The following is a 21,764-nucleotide window of genomic DNA, read 5'->3' as shown; positions in this document are numbered from 1 at the left end:
GTCCGCCCGTCCTTTCGGTGCGCTTGTCCGCTCCCCCGGCGGCCCCGGCTTTCCCGGCGCTCTTCGAACCGCGGGAGACGCGGGAACCGCGAGAGGGCTCCGGGCCCGCCGTGCCCCGCTCCGGTGCACCGCCCGCCTGCTGGTCCTGCATGTCCCGGGGAACGGCCTTGCGGTGCCCCGGGGGGTTCTCGTCGCGGCGGCCGGTCACGGCTGGGTCCTCTTGCCGTGCCCCTCGTCGCGCGTCCGCTCCTTCTCCCTGTCCTTCTCCCCTCGCTCGCCGCGCACCCTCACCCCTTCCAGGGCCTCGTCGTGTGCGGTGCCGCCCTCGGTCTGATAGCCCTCGCGGGCGCTCGCCGTGCCCGGCACGGAGCGCTCGCGCGCCTGGCTCTCCTGACCGGAATGAGCTCCCGGTCCGCGCTGGTCGCGGGGTGTTTTCCTGGGCTGCTGCCGGGCCATGTCGGCCACCTCCGTGGTCGTCGTCGTTCACCCCACCGCGCGGATGCGGTGGGCGCGCCCCGGGTACCCCGAACCCGTCAGGGCATGCGGTGGCGGCCGGTCGTCCTGGACGACCGCCGACGCGCGTCTCAGTTGAGCAGTCCGGGGCGGTGGGGGAACCGGTGCCGCTCGATGGCCTCGGCGAAGGCGTCGGCGAGGTCCTCCGCCGGGGCGGTGCCGTTGCCGGTGAGCACCCCGTAGTCCGGAGCCGACTCGCCCAGGACGACGCCCTCGGGCAGCCGCGCGGCCGTGAGCAGCCGAGTGCCTTCGCCGAGGACGGCCAGCGGCTTGCCGTGCCGGTACGTCTCCTCGACGAACCGCACGGCCGCGGGGTCGGCGGTCAGGACGGAGACCGCCTGGGCGCCGTCGGGGACGAGGACGGCGTCGTAGAGCACGGAGCCCATGGTCGGCAGGGCGCGGTCCACGTCGAGGGGCTCGCCGCCGGCGCCCTGGACGGTGCCGTCCTTGGCGGCCAGGACCTCGACGATCGCGCCCCGGGCGGTGAGCCGGTCCCGGACCGCCGTGACCTGCCCGGTGTCCGTGCCGTCGGCGGCCAGGACGGCGACCTTGCGGGTACGGATGCCCGTGCCGGTCAGGTTCTCCTGGCTCAGGGCGGGTGACGCGGCAGCGGTCACGCCGCCGACCGGCGCCGGGGCGGGCAGACCGAGGCCCTCGGCGACCTCGGCGGCCAGGTCCTGGTTCACGTGGGCGAGGTTGCCGGTCATCCGCTCGCGCACCTCGACCGCTTTGACCTTGCCCAGCTCGAAGCGGAACGCCTCGGCGATGTGCCGCCGCTCCCAGTCGGCCATGCTGTTCCAGAACAGCGCCGCCTGGCTGTAGTGGTCCTTGAAGCTCTCGCTGCGCACCCGGATCTTGTCGCCGTCCACGCGCTCCGCGTAGTGCCGGAAGACCCCGGCGCCGCCGCCCGCGCCCGCGTGGGCGGGACAGCCGCCGCCGAGCGAGTTCGGGAAGTAGTTGGTGCCCGGGTGGATGACCTGCTGGCCGAAGCCGTCGCGGTGGTTGTGGTGGACGTCGGCGATCGGCCGGTTGACGGGAAGCTGGCTGAAGTTCGGGCCGCCGAGGCGGATCAGCTGGGTGTCGAGGTAGGAGAAGTTGCGCCCCTGGAGCAGCGGGTCGTTGGTGAAGTCGATGCCGGGGACGACGTTCGCCGTGTGGAAGGCGACCTGTTCGGTCTCGGCGAAGAAGTTCTGCGGGTTGCGGTCGAGGACGAGACGGCCGACGGGCCGTACGGGCACCTGCTCCTCGGGGATGATCTTCGTGGCGTCGAGCAGGTCGAAGTCGAAGGCGAACTCGTCCTCCTCCGGTACGAGCTGGACGCCGAGCTCCCACTCCGGGTACTCGCCCGCCTCGATGGCCTCCCACAGGTCGCGGCGGTTGAAGTCGGGGTCGCGGCCGGCCGCGATCTGCGCCTCGTCCCACACGAGGGAGTGGACGCCGAGCCCGGGCTTCCAGTGGAATTTCACGAAGGTGCCGCGGCCGTCGGCGGTGACGAAGCGGAAGGTGTGCACGCCGAAGCCCTGCATCATGCGGAAGCTGCGGGGGATGGCGCGGTCGGACATCAGCCACATGAGCATGTGGGTGGTCTCCGGCTGGAGGGAGGCGAAGTCCCAGAAGCTGTCGTGGGCGGAGCCGCCGGTGGGCATCTCGTTGTCCGGCTCCATCTTCACCGCGTGCACGAAATCGGGGAATTTGATGGCGTCCTGGATGAAGAACACCGGCATGTTGTTGCCGACGAGGTCGTAATTGCCCTCGCGGGTGTAGAACTTGGTGGCGAAGCCGCGGACGTCGCGGACCGTGTCGGCGGATCCGCGCGGTCCCTGCACGGTGGAGAAGCGGACGAACACCGGGGTGCGGCGGCCCGCCTCGGCGAGGAAGTCGGCGCAGGTGTACTCGCTGAGCGACTCGTACGGTTCGAAGTAGCCGTAGGCGCCCGCGCCCCGGGCGTGCACGACGCGTTCGGGGATGCGCTCGTGGTCGAAGTGCGTGATCTTCTCGCGGTTGTGGAAGTCCTCCAGCAGGGTGGGGCCCCGGTGTCCGGCGCGCAGCGCATTGTCGGTGTCGTCGACGCGCACCCCTTGGTCGGTGGTGAGCGCGTCGTGCCGGGGCGCGGCGCGGAACCGGTCCAGCTGCTGGTCCTTGGCGTCCGGGTCCGAGGGGCCTCGGCCTGACGCGGAATGAGCGGGCACGCGCGTACGTCCTTCCTCGTCGTGCGGTTCTCTCGGGGCCGGCGTCGGCGGCGGCGCCGCTCGCCCTCTCAGGCTGACCCGCCTGCCCGGAGGCGGCAAGCCGAAACGGGCGCGGCGGTTGCGCCGGGAATGCTCCAGGTGGCCCAGCCGGCGCCCCCGGGCGACGCTTGCTTGCCGAGCCGTAGGCCTGCGGCGGGGCACGAACGGGTGCGGTGACGGCGGGGCCGGGCTCCAGCGGGGCGGCGCGGCCCCGGGGCGCCGGGCAGGAGTGTTTGTATCCGGCATGTACGGCAAGGCGATGGGGAACACGCCGCTACTGCGGAAGGGGCCCTCGTGGTCGCCGTCGCTCTGCTCCTGCCTCCTTTCCTGTTGTGCGTGGTGCTCGCGCTGGGCCGCTACGAGGAACGATTGCTCAGCAGCCCCGCGCCCGAACACCCCGTACAGCCTCAGCGTCCCCTGCGGCCCGTGCCCGGCCTCCCCTGCCCGGAGCCGCCCCCACCGGTGGACCGGGCGTCGCCTGCGGGCCCGCTTGCCGAGGACCGCGGCAGGCAGGCCGCCTGAACGTCGCCGCCTGCGCCGCCTGCCCGGCCCCGAGCGAGAAGGGCCCCGGATATGCGAAGCCGCGCCTTATCTCACCTCACCTCAGCAGCAGGGCCGCGTACTGGAATTCCTCCTCCACCCAGTACCGGCGGCACCGGAAGCCGAAGGATTCCACCTCCCCCAGAAGTTCACCCAGCTCGAATTTGTGCAGCACGTCGTGGAAGAACGTCTCGCCCTCGGCGAAGTCGAGCGCCATGCCGAGCTGTGAGACCACCACCCGCTGGCGCCTGGTACTGCGGATCTCGCCTCGCACCTGCCTGCGGGGCACGTCGTAGACCACGTACGGTTCGAAATACGCAGGGTCGAAGTCGGCCCCGTATTCCCTGTTGAGGTGAGCCAGGGTGTTGAGGGCGAACAAGCGGCGTACCGGCCGTTCCCCCGTGTATCCGGCCCGGTAGGCCCGGCGTACGGCCTCCACCGGCTGGAAGAGGTCGGCGCAGAGCAGCACGTGGTCGCCCGGTCCGCAGCAGGACCGCAAGGCGCGCAGGAAGCCGGATCGCTCGCGCGGCGTCAGACACCCGAAGGTACTGCCGAGCATCGCCATGAGGCGTCCCGTCCCACCACCTCGGAGCCACGGCAGAGCGGTGGCGAAGTCACCGTGCACCAGGGTGATGCGGGCCGCCGGCCACCGGGCGCCGAGACGGCGGGCGGCGGCCCGCATCGGTTCGAGGCTCACGTCGATGCCCGCGTACGAGCCGAGGAGCCCGTTCGTCTCCATGGCCGCCAGCAGGATCTCCGACTTCTCCGCGCTGCCGGCCCCGAGGTCCACGAGTTCGCTGGCGCCCGACAGACGCACCATCTCGGCCCCGTGATCACACAGCAGCCTGCGTTCCGACCGAGGCGGGTAGTAGGCGGGCAAGCGGCTGATCTCCTCGAACAGCTGCGAGCCCACCGTGTCGTAGCCGTAGCGGTGCGGGATCCGGCGAGGCCTCTCGGCGAGGCCCGCCCGCAGTTCGTCCTCCTCGCCGCCGGCCGGCCGCCGGTCCGGTGCGAGAGCGACCTCGACGACACCGGACCCGGGACGCTCCGCTCTCATCCGCCGCTCCTGGGTCTCGGGCCGCCGGCCTGCGTTCCTTCCTATCACCGTCCTCGCGGCATCGCTTGTGCAGGTGAGCGAGTACAGCGGCCGTCCGGATGCCGCGGTTCCCAGGTGATTTCGGCCTTCCGGGTGATGGCGTGGGGCGGGTGATGCGACACGGGCGTCCGTCGGCCGGACGGGGCCGGAGCAGGCCACACTCGTTCCATGAGCACCGGGAACCAGCAGACCGCGGCCACGCTGCTGCGGATGTACGGGCGGACGTACGCCGAGGAGGCGGGCATCCGGCTGCGGGACACCCCGCAGCCGCTGTACCGGCTCGTCGTACTGGCCTGTCTGCTCAGCGCGCGGATCCGGGCGTCCGTCGCGGTCGAAGCCGCACGCTGCCTGGCGGAGGCCGGGATGAAGGATCCGCGGCGGATGGCCGGGGCGACCTGGCAGCAGCGCGTGGATGCGCTGGGCAAGGGTGGCTACCGCCGCTACGACGAGCGCACGGCCACCCAGCTCGGCGACGGCGCGCAGCTCCTGCTCGACCGCTACCGCGGCGACGTCCGGCGGATGCGCGAGGAAGCCGACGGCGATCCCGGGCGGCTGCGGAAGCTGTTGCAAGAGCTTCCGGGGCTCGGTCCGGCGGGTGTGAACATCTTCCTGCGGGAAGTCCAGGGCGTGTGGCCGGAGGTGCATCCGTGTTTCGACGGCAAGGCCGCTGAGGGAGCCGCACGCCTGGGGTTGCCGCGCGAATCCGGCGCTCTGGCACGGCTGGTCAAACGCGAGGACGCTCCGGCGTTCGCGGCCGCGCTGGTGAGGGCCGCACTGGACCAGGAGATCGCCGACGAAGTGAAGGAAGCTGCCCGGAAGAGGGACTGAACAGCGCCGAAGAGCTGCCCGGCAACGTGCTCAGCTACGTGCTCAACTACGTGCGCGCAGGGCGTCGAGCCTGCGGCGGGCCGGTCCCAGTGACCGGCCGCGCGGGGCCGCCGCCCCCTCGCCCGGCCAGGGGTCGTCGCCGAGACGGCTGCCGACCGTGGTGACGGTCCAGCGGCCCGCGGTCAGCGCCGGGTCGCCGACCTCGTCCCAGCTCAGCGGCGCGGCAACAGGAGCTCCGGGGCGGGCGCGGACGGCGTACGGTGCGACAGCCGTCTGGGCGTAGGCGTTGCGCTGGGTGTCGAGATAGAGCCTGCCCCGGCGGGCCGTTTTGCGCGGCTCGGTGGTCAGCCGGTCCGGATCGCGGGCGGCGAGCACGTCCGCGAGGTCGCGAGCGAAGGCCCGGACGTCGTCGAACGGTGCGCGCCGGTCCAAGGGGACGAGGACGTGGAGCCCGCGCGACCCGGTGGCCATGACCATGGACGGCAGCCGGAGCTCGTCCAGCAGCTCCCGCAGCAGCAGGGCGGTTTCCCGTACGAGGGTGAAGTCGTCCCCGGAAGCGCCCGGCGGGTCGAGGTCGACGACCAGCCGGTCGGGGCAGTCCGGGCGGTCGGCCCTGGCGAGCCAGCGGTGCGGCGTGATGCAGGCCTGCCCCGCGAGGTAGACGAGGGTGGCGGTGTCGTCGCAGACGACGTGGGTGACCGTACCGCCCTCCTTGGCGAGTTCCGCGCGGTGCACCCATTCGGGGAAGTGGTCGGGGACGTCCTTCTGCATGAAGCACTCGCCCTCCACTCCGTCCGGGCAGCGCTCCAGCATCAACGGCCGCCCGCGCAGATGCGGCAGCATCCGCCGGGCGACCGTGCGGTAGTACTCGGCGAGGTCGGCCTTGGTGAGGCCGGCGGCCCGGGCGCTGTCGCCGGCGGTGCCGCCGCCATCACCGTCTCCGGGGAAGAGAACCTTCTCGGGACGGCTGATCTCCACGGTGTGACGGCCGGTACGGATCCTCATGACGTTCGTCCCGGCCTTAGTTTCGGCCCTCGTCCCGGCCTTCGTCTCTGCCTTGCGGGAGGCCATGTCGTCGTTCCTCTCCCGTTCAGGACTCACCGTGCCATTCGCGGCGGGCCGCCGCAGGGCATGGACCGCCGATCGGGGGGCGACGGGCTGCTGCTCAGCTCCTGCCCAGTACCTTGCGCATCGCGTCGCGGGCGCGGTCCGCCGCGGCGGCCGGAGCGCCGAACAGGGCGTTCTTGGTGGCGGAATCCGTCCCCGGGTGCGGGCGGGTCGGTGCGACGGCCTCCGCCGCGCGCACGGCCTTGGCGAGCGCCTGCAGCCGGGCAGGGTCGCCGGCGTCCAGCAGCCGGGTGAACTCGTACGTCTCCTCGGCACGCGCGTGGGCGCGCACGGACTCGCGCAGGGAGGTGAACTCCTCGACGAAGGCGGGGCCGTCGGGGTCCAGGCCCTCCAGCCGCTTCAGCGCCCGCTTGGCTGCGTCCTCCTCCTTGAGCCGGTCGGCCACCACGTGCTCGCCGCCCTCTGCGGCCCGCCGGGCATAGGGGTGGACAACCTCTTCTTCAGCGGTTTCGTGCACCGCGAGCAGGTGGACGAGATGCCGGAAGGCATGCCGCCGCTCCTCTCCGGTGCGCTCCAGTACTTCGTCGAGCAGAGTCCGGATCTCCTGATGCTGATTCATCAGCAGAGCCACGACGTCATTGCTCTCCGGCCGCAGGCCGGCAGTTTCCGGGTACCCCATGAGTGTCCTCCTCGGGGATCTCGGTCGTATGCATCGGCACGGTTCTGCGGCTACCCCGGAATGCGTCCCTGACACGGCCGGAAGTCCCGTACCGGACAGGATTTGTGCCACCGACGGCGCATACGGGGGGGGCGCCCGCGCTGGTCCGGATGGAGGACGGGCGAAAGGCCTCCAGGTGGCAGGTGTGCCAGCTTGAACGCCATGCACGAGGCGCACGAGCACAGGACCCCGCCCATCCCGGTGCCGCCCGAACCGACCCCGTCGCCCGGCCCCGGCCCCCGACCGGGCCCCGCACCGGCCCCGCGGCCGGGCCCCGGCCACCCGGATCCCGTGCCACCCGCACCGCCGCAACCGGACCCGGAGCGGCCTCCGCCACCGCCCCCGCCCGGCCCGGATCCCTGGCCCGAACCAGCCCCGGTGCCCGGCCCCGGCCCACGGCCCGAACCGGCCACTACGAGGACAGAGGACAGAGGACAAAGGACTGCGATATCAGCGCTGTGGCAGTCCTCCAGGAGATCCTGACGTCAGGCCCGGTCGGCCGCGCCGTCAGACCCGGTCGGCCGCGATGAGCAGGTACTGGAAGCTGCCGTCCTTGTACGCGGTCAGGAAGGCCTTCTCAATGCCCGTGGCCAGGGGTGACTGGGCGCGCAGCTCCCAGTACGGGATGGTGGCCTCGGTCAGGTCCACGACGGCGGCCGGGACGAGGCGGTTCTTCGCCATCTCCTTGAAGTAGCTGCTCCGCGGGTGGATGTCACAGATGTAGTGGGCGTTGATCTCGCTGACGGCCCGGGACGGCAGCCCGTAGGCGTCGTTGTAGCAGCCGGTGATGGTCACGTACCGTCCGCCGTGGCTCAGCATCCGGGCGTACTCGGGGAAGAGCTGGGACAGGTCGACGTACATGGTGCTCTCGTTGTTCCAGATGGCCCGGAACCGGCCCGTCTCGAAGCCCGTGTCCAGCATGTTCTTCAGGTGGAAGCGCACCTTGTCGGCCACACCGTGCTTGCCGGCCTGCTCATTGGCGAACGCCACCTGGGTCTCGGAGATGGAGACCCCGTCGACGTGGCAGCCGAACCGCTGGTTGGCGACGAGGCTGCTGCCGCCGCGGCCCGACCCGGAGTCCAGCAGATGGTCGTCGGGGCCGATGGGACCCAGGTGGCTCAGCAGCAGATCCGCCTGGGCGCATTCCAGGCGATGCAGTTCGGCGGTGATCCTCTCGTCGCGGGTCTCCTCCGGGCCTTCCAGGACCGACCAGTCGGCATCACCGATTCCGTAGTGGTGGTGGTAGATGCCGTCCACTTCGCCGAGGCGAAGGTTGACCGGGTTCTTCTCCCGGTTCCAGTACTCGGCGACGGACCGCTGGTAAGCGCTGGCGAGGACCGGGGCGTGCGTCTCCTGAATGGTCACCGTGTCTTCTCTTTCCGATAGCTGATGAACTGAATAAGGGTTGTTCACTGGGTCGTTGCAGGGATTCACTGGGACGACGTGCCGTGGTATCGAGGGCTGGTGGCGTGCCACTCCTTGCTGCCGCCCATCCAGCCCCACAGCCCCGCGAGGTAGCGCCGCAGCTCAGGAGAGCCGGCTGCGCTCAGGACGGCGCACTCGGCCTCCACGGTGTGCATGAGCTCGTCGTGGATGCACGCCGCGCGGTCGACGGCCTCCTGCAGCGAGCAGTTGTCCTCGGCGGCGATGAGATTGGGAAGGTTGGTGTCGGTGGGGTCTTCCTTGCTCATCGAATACAGGTCGTTGAGCAGCACATTGGCCGTGCCGGCGTACAGATAGGTGCGGCGCACACGCGCGTCGGCGAATTCCGCGGCCGGGAGTTCGTAGCCGCCGACCGGGTCGATCAGGACCATGCACGGGTAGAAGGCGTTCTCGTAGCGGTGCAGCATGTACTCCCACACGGCGGGGGTCCGCCCGGAGCTGCGCCACTCCGCCTCCTGGTTGTAGCCCACGAACATCACGGCCAGTTCGTGACGCAGCCGGGCGACCTGGGTGGGGCTCGCGATCCCCGCCAGGTGATCGAGACAGGAGCGGAAGGCGCGCAGGACCGGCTCCTTCCGGACGAGGTTCTCGAACTCCGCCAGGTAGCGGGCCGGAAGCCGGACGGGGTCGACGACGGCGTGGGCCATGGCCAGGCGGGAACCGATCAGCTCCGGTGTGGTGTCCTCCCCCTCGTCGACCCAGTGGTCGTCGACGGCCCACTCGGCCAGTCCGCAGCGGGCGGCGGTGAGGATGCGTTCGGGATCGTCGGTGTCGGGGTGGGCGAGCATGAACAGCCGCCCGAAGTTGTGGGACCGCAGCCGCTCGAGACGGCCCTGGAAGATGCCGATCTCTTCCGCCCACTCGACCAGCCGGTTGTTCACCTCTTCACCGAGGGCCGGGTCGTCCCGCTCGGCATCCGGGCAGTAGAGCGGCGGTACGCGAACAGCAGCCCCCTCTGAGCGCCCGTCCGCGGCCTTGGCTTCGGTGGCCCGGGCGTCCGTGGACTGCGTAGACAGAGTGAGATCCGTACGGAACAGGCGGGCCGCCGACGTACCCAGCCCCGTCGGCCCGGCGAGGAGCCCGTGCAGCGCGTCCGCCACAGCCGGCGCCGTGGCGCCTGGAGCGAGATCGTGCGTGCGGAGGGCGTTGCGCGCGCCCGCCTTGAGCGGAGAAGCGCCGTCGAGCTGGGGCATCCGGGGTTCCCTTCGCTGCGTGAGCAGGCATCGTGAACGGCGGTCCGTGACACCGGAGTTCCGGGCCACGGCACTCGGCCGACGATGCGCGCGGTGGTAACCGCAGGCACCTGCCGGTCACCGCCCGCCACCCCGATCAGGCCATGCAGCAGCGTGGCCGATCAGCAGGTAACCGCACAGCAGAAGCAGCGCAAGTTCATCCGTATGTAGCTGTGTATGTTTATCCGGCCGGCCGGTGACACAGATTCAGCGGAAGGCCCCGAGGTCCCGGTCGGACCAAGGACGACGGGCCTGCGTGGCAGGCCGGGGCCGGCTCGAAAGCATCGCCGCCAAGAGAGCGCTGGACGAGCAGGCGCTCCTGGTGCACGTGCTGCCTGATGGCCATTTTGCGCGCTCGCGCCCGGGCCCGGGGACACGGCACATTGGGCGGCGCGCAGGGCGGGCCTGCTATCGACCGGCTGCCGCTCTGCCCTCACATCGGGGCGCCACCTCTCACGCAGAAGCGGAAGGAGACGGGAACATGACGGAGGGCCGGGAACCGTTCTCAAGCACCATCGACCAGTTCCTCGAGAAAGTCCACATTTGGTACGCCAAGAACCACGACGGTTTCAAGGATCAGTACGACGCGGCGGTCAAGCACGCGCAGGCGTGCCCGGTCAGCAAGGACGACCCCGTGTACTGCGACTGGCGGAACCAGGACATCAAGTTCCTGTGTCAGTTCTTCAGCGACTGGTACGCCTGGCAGGTGCACGGGTCGGGGGTCGACAACGGGCTGACCTACATCGAGAAGTTCAGCTGGATCAACTACGGTGACAACAAGCCCGGCATGCGCTTCGTGTCCAAGGGTCCGGGCCGCGAGCTGATCGCCGACTTCACGCACCTGCAGGGCCTGCAGATGGAATCGCCGGACTCGAAGGAAACCATCAAGAGGTGGGTCAAACAGCTCGGCCCGAAGCGCATGGACGACTACGAGATCGAGGACTGGGAGAACTTCAACGAGTTCTTCATCCGGCGGATCAAGGAGGGCCGGCGGCCGATCGACGCCAAGGACGACCGGACCGTGGTGGTCGCCCCGGCCGACTGCGTCATCAACATGATCGTTGATGAGCTGGGCGAGCTCACGCAGATCCCGGTCAAGAACGTCACCATGAACGTCGGTCAACTGCTCGACGGCTCCTCGTACGCGAGGCATTTCATCGGCGGTACGGCGGTGTCGTGCATCCTGATGCCCGACAGCTACCACTGGTATCACACCCCGGTGGCGGGTGAGGTAGTGGAGGCCCGCGACGACATCGGCGGTGCGTACTACGGGATCCGGAACTTCCCCGCCCTGCTCGACAAGGGCAACGTCGGCTACGGCTACGACTACAACGACTTCCTCGACTTCCGCCGGGGGTACGTCATCATCAAGACGCTGTATGTGGACCCCGACGGGGGGCCGGACGGCGAAGGGTACGTCGCGCAGGTACCCGTCGGCCTCAACTCGATCGCGTCCGTGAATTTCCTGGACAAGTTCACGGGCGAGCTGCCGGTCCCGGTGGACAAGGGCGAGCGGATCGGGAACTTCATGTACGGCGGGTCGCTGAACATCCTGCTGTTCGAGAAGGGCCGGTTCCCCGCGGTGCAACTGCTCCAAGGGCAGCGCATCGGAATCCTGGAGGACCCGGAAACCACGGCCAAGCGGTTCTCCCACTCCCCTCACACGCAGCCCCGGTCGCAGCGTCCCCTGACTCCCTGACTCCCTGACCCCGCTGCCGAACGGAGGCTGAACCATGTCCGCGGACGACCTCGTCGCCTCGATCCCGGCGAACATCCCCGACACGCGGCGCATCGACTTCTACACCAAAGACACCAAGAAGGCCCGCTCCTACGCCGGGCACGTGCACATCGACAGCACGGAGCATCCGGGCACCCGGAACCACCTCTTCTACTGGTTCTTCGAGAGCCAGACCTGCAATCCCCACATCGCGGTCCCCGATCAGCAGGAGCTGATCAGCCGGACGCCGCTGCTGATCTGGCTCAACGGCGGGCCCGGCGCCTCCTCGCTGCTGGGGCTGTTCCTGGAGAACGGGCCGCTGTCCATCGGCGACGACGCCGCCGGGACGATATCCGTGAGCCCCGACTCCTGGAACCAGGAAGCGCACGTCGTCTTCTGGGACCAGCCCCTCGGCACCGGATACAGCTACTCCGACGTCGGGGAGTACGTCCATGACGAGAAGGCCCTCAGCCGGATGTTCTGGGAGGGCCTGCAAAAGTTCTTCAGCGCGCACCCGGAGTACGCACAGTGCCCGCTCTACGTCTGCGGCGAGAGCTACGCCGGCAAGTACGTGCCGGCGATCGCCCTGGAGATCGACGAGCGCAACCGCGCCGAGGCGGCCGGGCGGCGGATCAACCTCAAGGGGATAGCCGTCGGAAACGGCTGGATCAAGCCCGAACTGTCGCTCCGCGCCCTGATCGACTACGCCTATACGACCGGATTCCTCGGCATCAGCCAGAAGGAATCCCTGTACAAGGCCTACGGTGCCTTCCAGGACGCCCTCGATGCGGGAAAGCTGAAGAAGGCCACCAAGCTCGGCAATGAACTGGTGGCCACGACCATGTCGTACGGAGGGAACTTCGACCTCTACGACGTGCGCCGCTGGGACGACTTACCCATGGGGGCGCTGCGGGCCTATCTGGACAGCGACGAGGTGAAGAAGTCCCTGCACGTTCCGGCGGACGTCACCTGGCAGTGTGCCGACAACGACGGCCCGGTGGCCGAGTGGCTGGTCAAAGACAACATGGTGGACTCCTCCTGGCGGTACACCAAGATCATCGACGAGGGCTACAAGACCCTGCTCTACACCGGGAACTTCGACACCGCCTGCGGGTACCGCAGCACCGAGGAGGTCCTGGATCACCTCATGGAACAGAAAGGCGAGCACGAGCACGCGGAGTGGCGCAACGCTCCCCGGCTGATCTGGACACAGGCGCAGGGAAACCCGAAGGGGTTCGTCCGCCGCCATAGGAACCTGACGCAGGTCGGCGTGCCCGGCTCCGGACACCAGGTGCCCGCATTCCAGCCGCAGATCTGCCGCGAGATGCTCTACAACTGGCTCTTCGACCGCCCCTTCCCCGGCTACGACCCGCAGCAGCAGCTCAAACACCGCAACGGCAGCGCCGGTCTGCGTAAAGCCTGAACACATCGGGCAGGCGAGTGAGACCGGCTGCGGGGCGTGCGTACGGGATTAGGCTCACCCCCGTCGGCCGGTCTCCGTTTTCCACGGGCGAGGAGGAGAGGAGGAGAGGAGGAGCAGCCATGGACATCCCCGGTCCCGAGCCCCGGGCGGACGGTGGCGTCGGTGCTGTCGCGGCCGCGGGCGGTCTGCATCGCTACCAGTTGCAGCTGCACGCCGCGTACGGGCCCGTCGTGCGCTTCCAGCTTCCGGGCGCGCAGGCCGCCGTATCGGTCGCCGACCCCGTACTGCTGGAGGGCACCGCTCACATCGACAAACGGCCGGAGCGGCTGTTCGAGTTCCTGGCGCCGTTGTTCGAGACGGGCAACCTGCAGGTGATGCCGGCCGATGAGCACGGTCCGTGGCGGCGCCTGCTCCTGTCGGTGCTGGCCGGCCGGCCTTCCCACGAGCGGCACTTCGCGAGGTTCACCACGCTCGCGACGGCGCTCGCGGACCGCTGGGCCGGGCAGGCTGAGCGAGTGGGCCCGGCCGGCTGCCGGGCCGGACAGGAGCCCGTCGAGCTGCAGAAGGATCTCACCGCGCTGTCCCTGCGCATGATCTGCGAGTACGCGCTGGGAGGCGAGATCGCCGATCCCGGCAGGGTCGTGACCGCCTTCGAGGACGTGCTCACCGAGCACTTGGGGCAGCTCTACGGGGTGCCCGTTCCCGGCACACGGGAGGAACGGGCCGAGCGGGCGCGGGCGGCCCTCGTCTGTCTGCGGGCGACGGTCGACCAGGTCGTCGCGGGACACCGCTCCGGCGACCGCGCCGACAGGAGCGATCTGATCGGGGCGCTCGTCGAGGCCGGTGAGCGCCCCGCGCGGATCCGCGACACCGTCATGGTGATGATGCTGGCCGCCCACCACACGACCGGGGTGGCCGTTTCGTGGACCCTGCATCTGCTGGGCCGCCATCCCGGCGTCGCCGAACGCGTCGCCGACGAGCTGGACCGCGTACTCGGCGACCGTGCGGCGCCCGAGTACGCCGATCTGCGACGGCTCACGTACCTGGACATGGTCCTCAAGGAGTCGATGCGGCTCTTCCCGCCCGGGCCGTACGGCGCGCGGGAGACGACCGAGCCCCTCTTCCTGGGCGAGTGGGGCGAGTACGAGATCCCGGCCGGCACGACGGTCTTCTATCCGATCTGGGCCGTCCACATGAACCCCGCCTACTGGCCCGAGCCCGAGAAGTTCGTACCCGAGCGGTTCACCCCGCAGGAGACGGCCGGGCGACCGCGGCTGGCCTACATCCCCTTCGGCATCGGGCCCCGCAGCTGCGAGGGTGCCGCCCTGGCTGTGGTCGAGGCCGAGCTGGTCCTGGCCGTACTCCTCAAGCGCTTCCGCTTCCGGCCCGTTCCGGGGCACGAGGTCACGCCGGTCGAACGGTTCGTGCTCTGGGCGGCCGACGACATCCGCATGACCGTGAGCCGGCGGGTCCCGGAGTAACCGGGGCGGGCAGGGGCGCACGCCGATTATTCACTACTAAGGCGTACGCCCTGGTAGTTCGCCGTACGACCGTGCCTGAATTACGCATCCAAGAGCATTGCTTGGGCAGCCTTTGACCCACCTCCGTAAGGTAATGTATTGGCAAAGGGGTGGCTGTACCCGCCGAGCCCGGCCCGGCCGCGGACGTGATGTGCGTGGCGCCGGCCGCCGTGCACTTCGCACCACCACCGACACCCGGCATCCAGTGCTGACCTTGAACACCGCGTCCCCGGCATGCCCGCGGGCCGCAGGAGAAAGGCCACCATGAAGTCCCTTGCAGACAACGCCCGGTCCTTCACTACGCACGTGGCGGAGCGCGCCGACGAGTTCCGCGCCCTCGAAGCCGGCCAGTACCCGCAGGCACTGTTCATCACCTGCTCCGATTCCCGCGTCGTGCCCGCCCTGATCACGGGCGCACGGCCGGGCGAGTTGTTCGAGCTGCGGACGGCGGGCAACATCGTGCCCGAGTACCGCAGCGACCAGCCCACCGGCGAGACGGCCACCATCGAGTACGCGGTCCGCGTCCTGGGCGTCAGCGACATCGTGGTGTGCGGGCACTCCCACTGCGGCGCGGTCAGCGCCCTGGTGCGAGGTGACGACCTCTCCCGCGCGCCGGCCGTACGCGGCTGGCTCGAACGGGCCGCTCAGCCGCCCGGGCCGGCGATGCCCGACTCCCCCGACCTGGCGGAAGCGGTCCAGCGGCACGCCATGGCCCAGGTGGAACGGCTCTACGCACATCCGTGCGTGGCGGAGCGGACGGCGGACGGCACGCTGTCGGTGCACGCCTGGTACTACGAGGTGCACACCGGCGCGGTCAGGGCGCACCGGGCCGACGCGACGACCGGGGACCAGTGGTTCCGGCCACTGTGAAACGCCGGGCACGGCGCCAGGCCCGACGGGTCCGGCGAAGCAGGAAGGAGATCACAGTGTTCGACCTCAAAGCAGAGGCGGAGATGCGCCTGTTCTCGGACCGGCTGGCGGCGGACCTCGCCCGGCTGAAGCGCAGCGAGGAGAGCGAGGAGACGGAGGAGACGAGCGAGGGGACGAGCGAAGGGACGGAGGAGGCAAAGGGAGACGACGACACGGCTCCCTCGGCGGACACGCCTCCCCCGGCGTCCGACGAGCCCCAAGAGCCCGCCGAAGGAGAAGGCGAAGGCGAAGGTCACACGCCCGAGGAGGGCGGTACGAGGTGAAGTCCCGGCGGCCGGTCACCGGCTGCCGGTCTCCCTCACTCGTTCGGCATGCCGAGCGGCGGAACGACACCGAGCTGTTGCAGGAAGCGCAGGACGTCCTTGTCGGACCACTTCTCGGCCAGCTTGCCGTTCTCGATGCGGTGGATGACCGTCGCCGTGATCTCCAGCTGGTTGCCCGTGGCGGGGATGCCCGGAAGGTCGCCCTCGTGGGTGCCACGGCACAGCAACCGCGTGGCGACCTTGTCGCCCTCCGCCACCTGGTCCTGGATCTCGTGCGTGCCCGGGGTCGCCTCCCAGAAGACATGGAAGATCTGCTTCAGCCCCTCGAGCCCCGTGCCGAAACCAGGGAAGGGCGGTGGAGAGTGGTCCAGGTAGTCCTCCGCCACGAGGTCGTCCAAGGCGTCGACGTCGCCGTTGTCGATCGCGGCGTAGAAGCGGCGGACGAGCTGTTTGTTCTCTTCGATGAGCACCCGTGCAGTGTGACCGGGCGAGCCGCGTCCTCCGGATATGACGCGCCCTGCTTCCGCCGAGGATCACTCCTCCGGCATGCCGGGCGGTGACGGCGTCGAAGCCGGGCCCGGCCACACCCCACCGCCGTGGCGTTCCGGGGCGCCAGCGATGATGCCCCCATGGCAACAGACCTTGAGCTCTTCGCGGACTACTTCCAGATCCACCTCCTGGACGACGAGTCCGACGGCGACCTCAGCGACGTGTGGACCGAGCAGACCGTCCTGGACGGCCTCGGCGCCACCGAGGACGCCCTGGCCATCGGCACCGCCGTCAACGTCAACGTGGCCGTCAGTGTCCACATCCTCGCGGCACAGCCGGACGACGACGACGGCGGCGACCACCAGGACTACGACCACATCGTCGAGGCAAGCCTCAACCTGGCCTCGGGACGCCTCGTCGTGCTGGGCTGCACCGACTACCTCCCCGACGCGGCACGCTTCGACATGCCCGCCGGGTGGACCCGCATACGGGCTTCCCGGCGGAACCTGGCCGCCGCCGTCCTCGCGGACATCGACTCGGACAACGCACCCGAGACCACCGAGCAGCTGCGGCTGCAGGCCTGGCCGGCTCCGTACTCCGAGCCGCGCATCATCAAACGGTGGGTGCGGCCCGCCGCGTAGCGCGCGGCGCAGCGCGCTGCCGGACGTTCACTGGATCAGGCGAAGGCGATCCCGGAAGCCGGCTCCCTCAGGATCCGTCTTCTGCCACTCTCTGGTGCTCATGAGCTCCATGGATACCGCCAACCGGCGTAAGCCCGAACGACGTCGCCTGCGTGCCGCCTTGGCTGTCGCCGGCTTGCTGTGCGCCGTCGCCGCGTGCGGCGGCGAGGGTGGGCACCCCGAGGGCGAAAGGGCGACGAAGCCGACGGCCCCGGCCGGGTCCCTGCCGATGACGCCCACCACCACGTTCCAAGGCGCCTGGCCCTCCCCGGTCGGCGAAGGCGGTGCCGCCGACATGGACATGGTGACACTGGGCGCGCGCCTCGCCTACACCTATGACCAGGACGACGTCGGCATCACGGCCTACGGGCTCGACTCCGGTGAGCCCGTCTGGCACACAGCCGTACCGAACGGCGACACCGTCGCCCAGGCGCCACGCCTGGTCGGCGACAAGGTGATCGGCGCCTTCGGCACCACGGAACAGGGCAGCGGTACTTACGCCGACCGGCGCGGCATCACCGTCGTCGCGCTGGACGCCCGCACCGGCAGGAAACTGTGGTCGCGCGAGATCCCCGGTGGCAAGGACACGCCGGCTGCGGCCGCCCCTCATGTGGTCGGCGCCGACACCCGGCACGTACTCGTCGCCTCGTACGAGCCGGGCTACTCGCAGACCCCTCCCCTGTCCGTCCTGCTCGACACCAGAACCGGCCAAGTCGTCTGGGCCGACCCCGACTTCGAGGGAGTGGACCTGGAACCGTCGGTGGCCGTCGGCGTGCGCGGCGACGGAGACTTCGCGGGCAAGGCCACCTCTGACGGCGACCAGCTGTGGAAGCGAAACCTCCGACTGGGCGAGGCCACGACATCCGACCCCGGCCCCGGACTGACCTGGGCGGACGGAACCAAGGCCGGAGGCACCCTGCTGATCGACCCCGCAACCGGCACGACCCGCCTGGACTCGGGCGACACCTCCCTGTCCAGGTGTCACTACGACGGCTGGAACACGACGGTCTGCTCCGGAACCGACGGCTCCGGCGATGCGACCACGTGGGCGGTGGACGTCCGCACCGCCCGCGTCCTGTGGCACCTGCCCGACGAGACGGCCAACCGCACGGCCCCCGGGGTCACTTCGGCGTGGCACGGGGTGGTCTACGCCCAAGCCGATCAGGCCATGACCCTGGACGCCCGCACGGGCAGCGACCTGCGTACGGACCTCGGCCCGGTCTCCCCCTCACTGGTCAACGACGGCTACGGGCTGGTCTACGATCCCCTGGCCCGGGCGATCGACGTCTACCGGACCACAGGGGCCGCCGCCTCCGGCTGAGCGCACGGGTGCCAGGAGGTGACGTGTGTCCAGCGCTGTCTGCCGCGTCGCCTCCGACGCCTCGCGGGCAGGTCGTGACAGGGGCGTGACAAGATCGCCGCCGGATGGTTCTCCCGGGCTGCCTATGGTGATCACGCGGCATCCGCCGCACCACAAGAACCACTTCCGGAGGATCCGTGCGTCGCATATCCCTCGCACTCACCACCGTCGCTCTCATCGGCGCCACCGCGGCCCTGGCCGCCCCGGCCCAGGCCGCCCCCGCGGCCGCCACCCAGGCTGCCGCGAGCGCCAAGGCGTGCCACGCGGACAACGCCGCGATCTACACCGACGGCACCCGCCTGCGCACGAAGGCCGGCACCTCGGGCGCGGTCAAGGGCCAGCTGTACTTCGGGGACCCGATCCGCATCCTCCGCTCGTCCGGCGGCTGGGACAACGTCGAGCTGAAGGCCAAGAGCAAGGGCGGCCTGTCCAAGGGCACTCGCGGCTGGGTGGCCCACAAGAACATCATCCCGCCGTTCTGCGGCATGTGACGGCAGAGCAGAGCACTGACGACAGAACACTGACGCGGTAGGTGCGCGACGGCCCGGACCGGCACACGGTCCGGGCCGTCGCAGCCGTAACGGTGTCCGGTATGCGCCACTGCCACCCCCTGGACGGTTCCCTTCCGAGGGTGGGGCAGGATGGGCCCATGAGTGTTGTGAAGATCAACGTGCTGAACGTCCCTACCGAGCAGCGAGAGGTCCTGGAGCAGCGCTTCTCGGCCCGCGCCGGCTCCGTCGAGAGCTCCGACGGCTTCGAGTGGTTCGAACTCCTGCGCCCCGTCGAGGGGACGGACACCTACCTGGTCTACACCCGCTGGCGCAGCGAGGAGGACTTCCGGGCGTGGATGGAGGGCCCGATGAGGGCCGCGCACCAGGGCGGCGGCGACGGCGCCCCCAAGCAGAAGCCGGCCGCGTCCGGGTCGGCCCTGTGGTCCTTCGAGGTCGTTCAGCAGGCCGCGCCCAAGGCCAAGGAGGCCTGACCTCAACAGATCATGTGAGGCTCTCGGCGTTCCCTGCGCTGGCCGGATCTTGCGTAAAGCTGACCCTGTCCATGCTTTCAGGCCAAGATCACTGCGCCGAGGATGGGCATCCGATTCCGTTCCGTCCGGAGCCGCCGGCCAGGCGGCGGATGCCCGAACCCACCAGGAGAGTCATGTCTTTGGAGATGCGCAACCTCTGCGAACGATGTGAGGCCACGACGCTGCCGCAGGACTCGCCCGCCGCCCGTATCTGCTCGCACGAGTGCACGTTCTGTGTGCCCTGCAGCGACGCCATGCAGAACATCTGCCCCAACTGCGGCGGCGAGCTCGTGGCCCGCCCCCGCCGCGTGTCGTCCCCTGCCGATTGACCGAGCCCTGGCGCGGGCCGGCGCGTGCGTCCTGATGGCCGGCACTGCTGCCGTGCGGACCCCGGCAGCGTACCGGCTTCCGGGCTACGAACCGCCCACGAGGCTCAGGAGCCGGCAACTGGCCGCAGCGCCGGCAGAGGGTTGTCACGTAGCCAGGTCAGGACCAGACGGTCGGCCGCGCCGTCGTCCTCGGGGACGGGCAAGTCGGCGGGCAGGCTCAAGCAGTCAGCGCCGCCCGCCGGGTCGGAGATTCCTGCCCGAATTCGGGCAGGAAATGGGGAGTTGGCGGCTCCGGCAGTACAGTGACCCTTCATGATCACCGTCTCCGCACTGGGGTCCTTCGCGCTGATCGTCGGACTCCTCACGCTCACGCCCGGCCTCGACACCGCCCTCATCCTGCGCACTGCCGCCGTGGGGCACCACAGACGCGTCTGGGGTGTGGTCCTCGGCATCCAGACGGGAACCCTCCTCTGGGGAGTGCTCAGCTCGCTCGGCATCACCGCCGTCCTGACCGCGTCCCACCTCGCCTACGCGATGCTCCGCTGGGCAGGAGCCGCGTATCTGGTGTGGATGGGAGGCCGGATCCTCATACCGGCCCTGCGACGCCGGCAGGCCGGCACCGAACCCGGCCCCCTCCCCGACGCCGCGGATACGCCGGGCAAACCGGATGCCGGGGACAGCTTCCGGGGAGGCTGGCGCCGGGGCACCGTGACCAACCTGCTCAACCCCAAGATGGGCGCCTTCTACGTGGCCGTCCTGCCGCAGTTCATCCCGACCGGCGCCTCGCACCTGGCGTCCGGCACGATGCTGGCCGGCGTGCACATCCTGCTCGCGACCCTCTGGTCGGGCGTGCTGATCGCATTCGCCCGGGCGCTCCGCACCAGCTTGCGACGGCCCTCGGCGCGGCGGATCCTGGACCGGATCAGCGGGACGGTCATCGCCGGCTTCGGCGTCCACCTCGCCCTCGGCGACTGACGCCCTCTTACCGAACCGCCTCGGCCCCGGCCGGTCGCTCAAGCAACGAGCGACCGGCCGGGGCCGAGACGACGGGCGGAGTAAGCGCCCGCTCAGAACGTAGGGATAACGTAGCGATAACGCAGGAATTCAGAATGCCGGAATGGGGTCCGACAGCTGCTCACTGATGAACTGGATCGGACCCTGGCCCATGCTCGGGACGTACGTGGCGGCATCGTGCTTACCGCCCGGGATCTCCTTGACCGAGGTGTGCACGGGGCCGTTCCCGTACTGCGCCACGAAGTTCTTGACCCCGTTGATGGTGATGGGGTCCTCGCGCGTGCCGTACTGGAAGGCGATGTAGACGTCGGGGCCCTTTCGGGCGATCAGGTCTTTCGCGAGCAGCTTGGGGTCGTTCTCGTCCCGCTCCTTCTCGTGGCCCTTCCACAGCGGGGAGTCCGGGAAGAAGTCCGGGCCGGAGGCGATCGCGGCCTTGAACTTGTCCGGGTGCTTCAGCACGGCCTTCATTCCGGCGAAGCCGCCGGAGGAGGAGCCCATGAACGCCCAGCCGTCGCGCGACTTGATCGTGCGGAAGTTGGCCTTCATCAGGTCCGGGACGTCCTCGGTCAGCCAGGTGCCCATCTTCGGCTGACCCGGAATGTCGCTTCCATCCCAGTACGTACCGTTGTTTTTGGGGTTGAGGACGGGCATGGCCAGGAGGAACGGCTTGCTCTTGCCCTCGTTGTACCACTTGGTGATCGACGACTGGAGCTTGAGGTTGGTGCCCATCCAGTAGTTGTTCGGGAAACCAGGACCGCCGGGCAGAGCGATCAGGACCGGGAAACCGTGGTCCTTGAACTTCGGGTCCTTGTACTCCTTGGGCGCCCAGACCCACACCTTGCCCGTAAAAGCGGACTTCTTGCCTTCCAGCGTGGTGACGGCGATGTGCGTGCCGTCACCGAGGGTCTCGGAATTCTTGAAGTCGGCGGCGGGCCCGGTCGGCATCAGGATCTTGGAGTCCGGCTTCTGCGCACCGTTCGCGCCACCGGCCTGACCGTCACCGCCCCCCGTGCCGCCGCCTGCCGCCTGTTCCTGGCCGAAGCTGACCGGCGCCCCCTTGTCGGAGAACGGACCGATTTTGAGGTATTTGAGCACGCCGGTGGCTATCAGCCCGACGACAGCCAGGGACACCAGCGCGATGGTCCATCGTTTGGCGCGACGCGCGCGGACGTACCCCTCTGCCTGATAGATCCCGCTGCTCGCTTGCGTCATCACGTCACTCCGGACATTCCTGCTGCTGCCCCGAAGGACATGACCTGTGCTTCCGCCCATGTGGAGGGGCAGAGCCCTCCACCGGTTCCGTCCGTGGCTATGACCTGCGTCGCTCTCGCAAGCGCGCCGGCCTCCACGAC

The 21,764-nt window shown here is 69.8% G+C and carries 22 protein-coding genes; 13 read left to right on the top strand and 9 right to left on the bottom strand.

Annotated elements, in window-relative coordinates:
* Positions 1–204: 204 nt before the first annotated feature.
* Positions 205–456 (bottom strand): hypothetical protein, encoded by a 252-nt coding sequence (locus FGW37_RS32125; RefSeq protein WP_179084293.1) that lies wholly within the window; start codon positions 454–456, stop codon positions 205–207.
* Positions 457–584: 128 nt separating this feature from the next.
* Positions 585–2,702, bottom strand: a complete 2,118-nt coding sequence (locus FGW37_RS32120) for a catalase (protein WP_179084292.1) — start codon at positions 2,700–2,702, stop codon at positions 585–587.
* Positions 2,703–3,035: 333 nt separating this feature from the next.
* On the opposite strand from FGW37_RS32120, the gene FGW37_RS32115 reads away from it, so the two are divergent.
* Complete coding sequence (locus tag FGW37_RS32115; RefSeq protein ID WP_179084291.1) at positions 3,036–3,263, top strand: hypothetical protein; 228 nt, start codon at positions 3,036–3,038, stop codon at positions 3,261–3,263.
* Between the two features lie 76 nt (positions 3,264–3,339).
* Here the strand turns inward: FGW37_RS32115 and FGW37_RS32110 are convergent, their stop codons facing one another.
* Positions 3,340–4,338 (bottom strand): L-histidine N(alpha)-methyltransferase, encoded by a 999-nt coding sequence (locus FGW37_RS32110; RefSeq protein ID WP_179084290.1) that lies wholly within the window; start codon positions 4,336–4,338, stop codon positions 3,340–3,342.
* A 207-nt stretch (positions 4,339–4,545) separates the two neighbouring features.
* On the opposite strand from FGW37_RS32110, the gene FGW37_RS32105 reads away from it, so the two are divergent.
* Positions 4,546–5,205, top strand: a complete 660-nt coding sequence (locus FGW37_RS32105; RefSeq protein WP_179084289.1) for an HhH-GDP family DNA glycosylase — start codon at positions 4,546–4,548, stop codon at positions 5,203–5,205.
* Positions 5,206–5,247: 42 nt separating this feature from the next.
* Here FGW37_RS32105 and ligD read toward each other — a convergent pair whose 3' ends face one another.
* The 4 genes from ligD to FGW37_RS32085 form a co-directional block, all read right to left on the bottom strand.
* Positions 5,248–6,210, bottom strand: a complete 963-nt coding sequence (gene ligD, locus FGW37_RS32100; RefSeq protein ID WP_179085026.1) for a non-homologous end-joining DNA ligase — start codon at positions 6,208–6,210, stop codon at positions 5,248–5,250.
* 160 nt (positions 6,211–6,370) lie between these two features.
* A complete protein-coding gene (locus FGW37_RS32095) occupies positions 6,371–6,952 on the bottom strand; it encodes a hemerythrin domain-containing protein (protein WP_179084288.1) in 582 nt (193 codons plus the stop codon).
* Between the two features lie 546 nt (positions 6,953–7,498).
* Positions 7,499–8,356: a geranyl diphosphate 2-C-methyltransferase gene (locus FGW37_RS32090; protein ID WP_179084287.1), complete on the bottom strand. Its 858-nt coding sequence runs from the start codon at positions 8,354–8,356 to the stop codon at positions 7,499–7,501.
* A gap of 65 nt (positions 8,357–8,421) precedes the next feature.
* Positions 8,422–9,627, bottom strand: a complete 1,206-nt coding sequence (locus FGW37_RS32085; RefSeq protein ID WP_246430677.1) for a family 2 encapsulin nanocompartment cargo protein terpene cyclase — start codon at positions 9,625–9,627, stop codon at positions 8,422–8,424.
* 520 nt (positions 9,628–10,147) lie between these two features.
* Here FGW37_RS32085 and FGW37_RS32080 point away from each other — a divergent pair.
* From FGW37_RS32080 to FGW37_RS32060, 5 genes are all read left to right on the top strand, one after another.
* Entirely contained in the window at positions 10,148–11,365 is a 1,218-nt protein-coding gene (locus FGW37_RS32080) for a phosphatidylserine decarboxylase (protein WP_179084286.1), read from the top strand.
* Between the two features lie 34 nt (positions 11,366–11,399).
* On the top strand, positions 11,400–12,806 hold the full coding sequence (locus FGW37_RS32075) for a S10 family serine carboxypeptidase-like protein (RefSeq protein WP_179084285.1): 1,407 nt from the start codon (positions 11,400–11,402) through the stop codon (positions 12,804–12,806).
* 119 nt (positions 12,807–12,925) lie between these two features.
* A complete protein-coding gene (locus tag FGW37_RS32070; RefSeq protein WP_179084284.1) occupies positions 12,926–14,287 on the top strand; it encodes a cytochrome P450 in 1,362 nt (453 codons plus the stop codon).
* A gap of 303 nt (positions 14,288–14,590) precedes the next feature.
* Positions 14,591–15,196, top strand: coding sequence for a carbonic anhydrase (locus FGW37_RS32065; RefSeq protein WP_179084283.1), 606 nt, complete (start codon positions 14,591–14,593; stop codon positions 15,194–15,196).
* A gap of 56 nt (positions 15,197–15,252) precedes the next feature.
* Positions 15,253–15,519, top strand: a complete 267-nt coding sequence (locus tag FGW37_RS32060; protein ID WP_179084282.1) for a hypothetical protein — start codon at positions 15,253–15,255, stop codon at positions 15,517–15,519.
* Positions 15,520–15,554: 35 nt separating this feature from the next.
* Here FGW37_RS32060 and FGW37_RS32055 read toward each other — a convergent pair whose 3' ends face one another.
* Positions 15,555–15,989, bottom strand: coding sequence for an ester cyclase (locus tag FGW37_RS32055; RefSeq protein WP_179084281.1), 435 nt, complete (start codon positions 15,987–15,989; stop codon positions 15,555–15,557).
* Between the two features lie 159 nt (positions 15,990–16,148).
* Between FGW37_RS32055 and FGW37_RS32050 the strand changes: the two genes are divergently transcribed.
* From FGW37_RS32050 to FGW37_RS32025, 6 genes are all read left to right on the top strand, one after another.
* On the top strand, positions 16,149–16,649 hold the full coding sequence (locus tag FGW37_RS32050) for a hypothetical protein (RefSeq protein ID WP_179084280.1): 501 nt from the start codon (positions 16,149–16,151) through the stop codon (positions 16,647–16,649).
* Between the two features lie 100 nt (positions 16,650–16,749).
* A complete protein-coding gene (locus FGW37_RS32045; RefSeq protein WP_179084279.1) occupies positions 16,750–18,009 on the top strand; it encodes an outer membrane protein assembly factor BamB family protein in 1,260 nt (419 codons plus the stop codon).
* Between the two features lie 176 nt (positions 18,010–18,185).
* Complete coding sequence (locus FGW37_RS32040; protein WP_179084278.1) at positions 18,186–18,539, top strand: SH3 domain-containing protein; 354 nt, start codon at positions 18,186–18,188, stop codon at positions 18,537–18,539.
* Positions 18,540–18,697: 158 nt separating this feature from the next.
* Positions 18,698–19,030 (top strand): antibiotic biosynthesis monooxygenase family protein, encoded by a 333-nt coding sequence (locus FGW37_RS32035; protein ID WP_179084277.1) that lies wholly within the window; start codon positions 18,698–18,700, stop codon positions 19,028–19,030.
* 173 nt (positions 19,031–19,203) lie between these two features.
* A complete protein-coding gene (locus tag FGW37_RS32030; protein ID WP_179084276.1) occupies positions 19,204–19,398 on the top strand; it encodes a DUF1272 domain-containing protein in 195 nt (64 codons plus the stop codon).
* A 312-nt stretch (positions 19,399–19,710) separates the two neighbouring features.
* Positions 19,711–20,373 (top strand): LysE family translocator, encoded by a 663-nt coding sequence (locus FGW37_RS32025; protein WP_179084275.1) that lies wholly within the window; start codon positions 19,711–19,713, stop codon positions 20,371–20,373.
* A gap of 129 nt (positions 20,374–20,502) precedes the next feature.
* On the opposite strand, the gene FGW37_RS32020 is transcribed toward FGW37_RS32025, so the two are convergent.
* On the bottom strand, positions 20,503–21,624 hold the full coding sequence (locus tag FGW37_RS32020) for an alpha/beta hydrolase (protein WP_179084274.1): 1,122 nt from the start codon (positions 21,622–21,624) through the stop codon (positions 20,503–20,505).
* Positions 21,625–21,764 lie beyond the last annotated feature (140 nt).

Origin of the sequence: Streptomyces rectiverticillatus, from assembly GCF_013394065.1 — a bacterium.
GTDB lineage: Bacteria > Actinomycetota > Actinomycetes > Streptomycetales > Streptomycetaceae > Streptomyces > Streptomyces rectiverticillatus.
Note: the sequence above shows the minus strand (reverse complement) of the source record. Positions and strands in the feature narration are given on the sequence as shown.